General features: G+C 46.9%; 2 protein-coding genes. One reads left to right on the top strand and one right to left on the bottom strand.

The genetic code is table 11. From position 1 onward, the window contains the following. The first annotated feature begins 264 nt into the window (after positions 1–264). A complete protein-coding gene (locus tag WBA23_RS14235) occupies positions 265–1,200 on the top strand; it encodes a succinylglutamate desuccinylase/aspartoacylase family protein (protein WP_424582944.1) in 936 nt (311 codons plus the stop codon). 182 nt (positions 1,201–1,382) lie between these two features. Here the strand turns inward: WBA23_RS14235 and WBA23_RS14230 are convergent. After that, a partial coding sequence (locus WBA23_RS14230; RefSeq protein ID WP_424582943.1) for a sigma-54-dependent transcriptional regulator occupies positions 1,383–2,525 on the bottom strand: 1,143 nt, incomplete at its 5' end.

Raw genomic sequence — 2,525 nt, 5'->3', positions numbered from 1 at the left:
ATGTTGCGGGAAAAATTATTGAGTACATTGAAGAGGCCTCCAGCAGAAAGAGACTACCTAAGGATAAAGTAAAGGCTTAGCTCAAAGAGCTAAATGAGAGAATGATAGAATGGTTGGTGGTCACTGGTCACTGGTCATTTTTCACTTGTCATTCATCACTTTCAATTATCAACTATCCTCTACCCTTTTACTTCCAACCCTTTTCACATCTCATATTTCACATTTCACATCTTCATTCATTGACTAAACCTAATCCCCCCATGTATGATCTTTAACGGAGTAGACATTCCCCGGGGGGAAACAAGAAAAATAGAAGTAAATATCTCGCGACTTCCCTCGAGATCCCCTATTGACATTCATATAATCATTGCTCGGGCGAAGGAACCCGGACCGGTACTCCTGCTGATGGGGGGGCTACACGGTGACGAAATCAACGGAGTAGAAATTGTTCGGCGCATTGTTGAACAGGGCTTGAACCAACCAACCGTAGGTACCATCATCTGCATTCCGGTTATTAATATTTACGGCTTTATTAACTTTTCGCGCTACGTACCCGACGGTAAGGATGTAAACCGTTCATTCCCGGGCAACAAGAATGGGTCGTTAGCTTCCCGAGTAGCCTACTATCTAACCAAAGATATTATTCCCAAAATTGATTTGGGAATAGACTTTCATACGGGCGGGGCTGACCGTAGTAACTTTCCTCAGATTCGGTGTATGATGAATGATGCGCAGAACCAGCAACTAGCTCAGGCTTTCTGCGCTCCGTTCACCCTTCACGCTAAGTATCGACCCAAGTCCTTACGGCAAACCGCCGCTAAAAGAGGAAGAAGAATATTGGTATACGAAGGTGGCGAATCTTCTCGATTTGATGAGTATGCTATTCAGCAGGGTATTGATGGTGCAATCCGGGTGATGAAATACCTGGGAATTACCCATGCCGAAGCTCCAAATCCAACGTATACCAACCGATTAATTAATCGTTCCTCCTGGGTGCGGGCTCGGGCATCGGGTATCTTTCAGTGCGAGGTCACTAGCGGAGCTAAAGTGAAAAAAAATCAGCTCATAGGTTACATGACCGATCCCTTCGGGGATTTTAAAGAACCCATCAAGTCTCCGGCTACCGGCTACGTGATTGGCCTGAACAACGACCCCATCCTTCACCAAGGAGATGCCATTGCCCATATTGGGATTGTGTAGTTAATCTTGTTGAGAGTTTGTAAAGAGAAGTTGTTTGTAGATTTGAAGGAGACTGCTTCGCTGTCGCTCGCAGTGACGATTCTAGTGAATTCAAAATATAGTTGACAAGATTCAGCATCGGATAAGACTAATAACAACTTGAACATCATTCCATGACGGCTTGAACACCCGAACACAAAGTATTAAATCCCATATTTTTTCATCTTCCGATACAGCGTACTACGGCCCAAGCCCAATTCCTGCGCAGCTTTGCTCAGATTTCCGCTGTGCTTGCGAATGGCGGCTTGGATCGCTTGCTGCTCTACTGCGTCCATATTAAGTGAGGTAGTTGCGGAAGAAGTATTCTTGGGCCGATGAGGACTAACTAGAAAGTCAGAGGCTTCCAACGTAGAACGGCTGCTCATGATTACGGCTCGTTCTACGGCGTGCTGCAATTCCCGTACATTACCCGGCCAGGCGTAGTTTTGCAACTTAGTAGCTACTGCCTCGCCAATAAAATCATGTTGCTTATGGTACTTCCTGCCGTATACTTGCAAGTAGTGGTTCACCAAGAGGGGAATATCTTCGGGGCGATGGCGGAGCGGGGGAATATTGATCTCTACCGTATTGATCCGATACAGCAAATCCTGCCGAAACTGCGGTGAGTTGCCTTCCGATAGCTTGTAAATGGGTTGGTTAGTAGCACTAATCAAACGTACATCTACGTCGATGGACTGATTGGTTCCGACCCGGATAATCTGCTTGCTCTGGATAGCCGTCAGTAACTTAGCTTGCAGGGTTGGCGACAGGTTACCAATCTCATCCAGAAACAGCGTGCCGCCCGCCGCTAGTTCAAAACGGCCCGACCGGCTATCTACCGCTCCGGTAAACGCTCCCTTACTATGGCCAAAGAGCTCCGACTCAAACAATGTCTCGCTAATGGTACCTAAGTCTACTTTAATAAAGGGTTGCTTGGTACGTAGTGAAGCGCGGTGAATAGCTCGGGCTACCAGTTCTTTTCCGGTTCCGTTCTCACCTAAGATTAGTACGTTCGCATCGGTTGGCGCTACTTTATCAATAGTCTCAAATACCGGTTTCATAGCCGGACTTTCGCTGACAATTTCTGTAAACGTACTATCCAGATCGTGGTTGAGGGCTTGCTGCTGATGCTTAAGCCTGATTACTTCACCTTTAGATCGACTGAGCTGACACACCGAGGCGACCGTAGCTACTAGCTTTTCCTTTTCCCAGGGCTTGGTCAAAAAGTCTACTGCCCCTTCTTTCATAGCGGTTACGGCTAGTTCAATATCACCGTAGGCGGTGGTGACTACTACCTGTACGTTGGT

Origin of the sequence: Tunicatimonas sp. (assembly GCF_049647865.1) — a bacterium.
In the GTDB taxonomy this organism is placed as follows: domain Bacteria; phylum Bacteroidota; class Bacteroidia; order Cytophagales; family Cyclobacteriaceae; genus Tunicatimonas.
This window is presented reverse-complemented; position numbering and strand designations above follow the sequence as displayed.

Coding starts and splice junctions, on each gene's coding strand:
- WBA23_RS14235 (WP_424582944.1), top strand. CDS start 265: ATGATCTTTAACGGAGTAGACATTCCCCGGGGGGAAACAAGAAAAATA.